Genomic DNA, 2,543 nt, shown 5'->3' on the forward strand with positions numbered 1-2,543 from the left:
TATATGATTCGATTTTCTACATACGCCTATTCAAATGGTACTGGAGTCTTTTGTGAAAAGCAATTAAGAAAGAATAAAATTTTCTATAGAATAAAAAAGAAAAATTCCATGTCGGATGACAGGAAAAGATGAATTGCATCTTAGTTTGTGATCGGACATGGGATTTATGTTTTGGGATTATTCAATGCCTAATTCTTTTAATAGTTTCTTTTGGTATTCGATGTCTTCGGTAGCACGTTCGAGTTCGCTGTAGCGTTTGGCTTTTAGGAGACATTTGTTTAGTAGTTTAAATTCATTTAATTCTGCTCTGATTTCAGCGCGTCCTTCCACTCTGCCTTCTTCTCTGGCATCTTCCTTCAAGGTTTTCTCATATAAGTCTTTGTCATATGTCGTTACATTCCGAAATAATTTTGTACTCTTCATTCTGTATTCCTCTTTTTATTTTTGTTATGTTGTCATTTATTCTTTACGCACAAATCAGAGTATCCGGTCAGAATACAGTCAATAAAATGCAAAATCACCATTTTTATTTTATTCTGGCGTACAAAAAAGTCAAATCACTTTGTTTGTTACACACAAACAGAAACCTGAAAGGTGTAAAAATCTCTTGCAAGTATATCGCAGTAAAATGATGGTAAATTCAATTATACCGGGAAAGAAGAACCAACCTGGTCGAAGTAGGATTTGGGCGGTAACTTCCACTTTGAGTATTTCAGCAAAAGCTGTATAATGAAATACAAAGAGGGACATACACGGGTGGGTTGACCCTCGAAAAAAATAATGAGATAAAGGAAATATGAAAATGAATCAAAAACCAATCATCGAAATAACTGTAAATGAGAATGCTGTGATACACTTTGAATTATGGCCGGAAATTGCACCGATTGCCTGCGCAAGTGTTATGCGACTCGCAGAGAAGAGAATATTTGACGGAAGAGCCATTGAACGTTTGGAACCGGGATTTGTCCTTCAGCCACTGTTTTTTGATGGTGTTGATCCACAAATCGATATCATGATCAAACCGGAATTTAAAACCAATCCTGAAAATGCCAAAATTACTTTTCATCGGGGGATTGTTGCCATGGCAGGAGATCCAGAGAACAGTTCCGGCAGCCAGTACTATATCACCCTTGCTGCCTCCGAGAGATTGAATGGTAATTTCACCGTAATCGGAAAAGTGATCGATGGCTGGGATGAGATTGAACGACTGGAACATGTAGAAGTAGAAGAAGCCATTGAACCGCAGTCAGGATTTGTCTATCACAGACCGGTAAAAACAGAGATGATCACGAAAGTCAGACTCATAAAATGAAATATTAAATCATTCAACGGAGAAAATGTGCTATACTGAAATCAGCATGTATTGAAAAATACAACAAAATCCAAGGAGGAAACCAAAATGGGGCAAAAAGGATTCGGGACTTTGGAATTGTACCCGGAAGAGTAAAAACAGGAGAAAGGAATGCAATTACGGACGTGCCTGGTATACGGGTAGGGCATTGTACGGTGAAGACAGAAGAAAATCATACTGGTGTAACCGTGATCGTTCCTGGACCGGACAATGCATTTGCCAAGCACTATACGGCAGCTGCATACATTCATAATGGATTTGGAAAAAGTGCCGGTGTTGTGCAGGTTGAGGAGCTGGGGACCCTCGAGACACCGATTGCTCTTACCAATACGTTAAATGTCGGAAAGGTTTTGGATGCAATGGTTGAGATCGTGATTGAACAGTGCCGGAAGGATGGAATAGAACCTCAGAGTATCAATCCGGTCGTAGGCGAGTGCAATGACTGTCGGATCAATCATATCCAGAAACGTGCAATTGGTGAAAAAGAAGTGCGCGAGGCTTTTGCATTAGCATCGGAAGAATTCGAAGAAGGTGATGTAGGTGCCGGTGCCGGTACGACCTGCTATGGCATGAAGGGTGGAATCGGTTCTGCATCCCGCGTGATCACGATTGGAGAAAAAGAATACACCATCGGTGTTCTGGTTCAGTCAAACTTTGGTGCAACGAAAGATTTTGTACTGAATGGCGAAGCTGTTGGTCCTAAAATTCTGGAATGGAAACAGGAAAAGAGTGATATGGCTGCATCTGAAGAAGATAAAGGTTCTATTATGAGTATTCTGGCTACAGACCTTCCATTGACAAGTCGTCAGCTCAAACGGATTCTGAAAAGAACCGGTGTTGGTATCGCACGAACCGGTGGTTATACAGGTCATGGCAGTGGGGAGATTATGATTGGATTTACGACTGCAAACAGAATCCCATCCGGCTATGAGGAGGAACTTGTGCAGATATCAGCAATTCCGGAAAACATAATCGACCGTGCTTTCCTTGCTGCGGCAGAAGCAGAGCAGGAGGCAATCTTGAATTCCATGACTGCCGCAAATCAGACACGTGGAATAGCAGGCGAACTGTATTACAGCCTTGCGGAATATCTTGAGGATAGAGAAAACTAAAGACTGGACAAAAGAATAAGTGCAATTAAAAAGAAAGGGGCTGTGAAATAAGTCCCTAAAAGAAATAGGACCATTCGTTC

3 protein-coding genes are annotated in these 2,543 nt (G+C 41.0%); 2 read left to right on the top strand and 1 reads right to left on the bottom strand.

Going from position 1 to position 2,543, the window contains the following annotated elements; all coding sequences use genetic code 11:
- Nucleotides 1-177: 177 nt before the first annotated feature.
- On the bottom strand, nt 178-423 hold the full coding sequence (locus PG418_RS18985; RefSeq protein ID WP_498837887.1) for a hypothetical protein: 246 nt from the start codon (nt 421-423) through the stop codon (nt 178-180).
- A gap of 379 nt (nt 424-802) precedes the next feature.
- Between PG418_RS18985 and PG418_RS18990 the strand changes: the two genes are divergently transcribed.
- Nucleotides 803-1,312, top strand: a complete 510-nt coding sequence (locus tag PG418_RS18990) for a peptidylprolyl isomerase (protein WP_117836398.1) — start codon at nt 803-805, stop codon at nt 1,310-1,312.
- A 68-nt stretch (nt 1,313-1,380) separates the two neighbouring features.
- Entirely contained in the window at nt 1,381-2,463 is a 1,083-nt protein-coding gene (locus tag PG418_RS18995; protein WP_117836400.1) for a P1 family peptidase, read from the top strand.
- The last annotated feature ends 80 nt before the right edge of the window (nt 2,464-2,543 follow it).

This window comes from Bariatricus sp. TF06-38A, from assembly GCF_027690675.1.
GTDB lineage: Bacteria > Bacillota > Clostridia > Lachnospirales > Lachnospiraceae > Allocoprococcus > Allocoprococcus comes.

What these genes read in the sequence shown, in the direction of transcription:
- PG418_RS18985 (WP_498837887.1), bottom strand. Translation starts at nt 423, where the DNA reads ATGAAGAGTACAAAATTATTTCGGAATGTAACGACATATGACAAAGAC.
- PG418_RS18990 (WP_117836398.1), top strand. Translation starts at nt 803, where the DNA reads ATGAATCAAAAACCAATCATCGAAATAACTGTAAATGAGAATGCTGTG.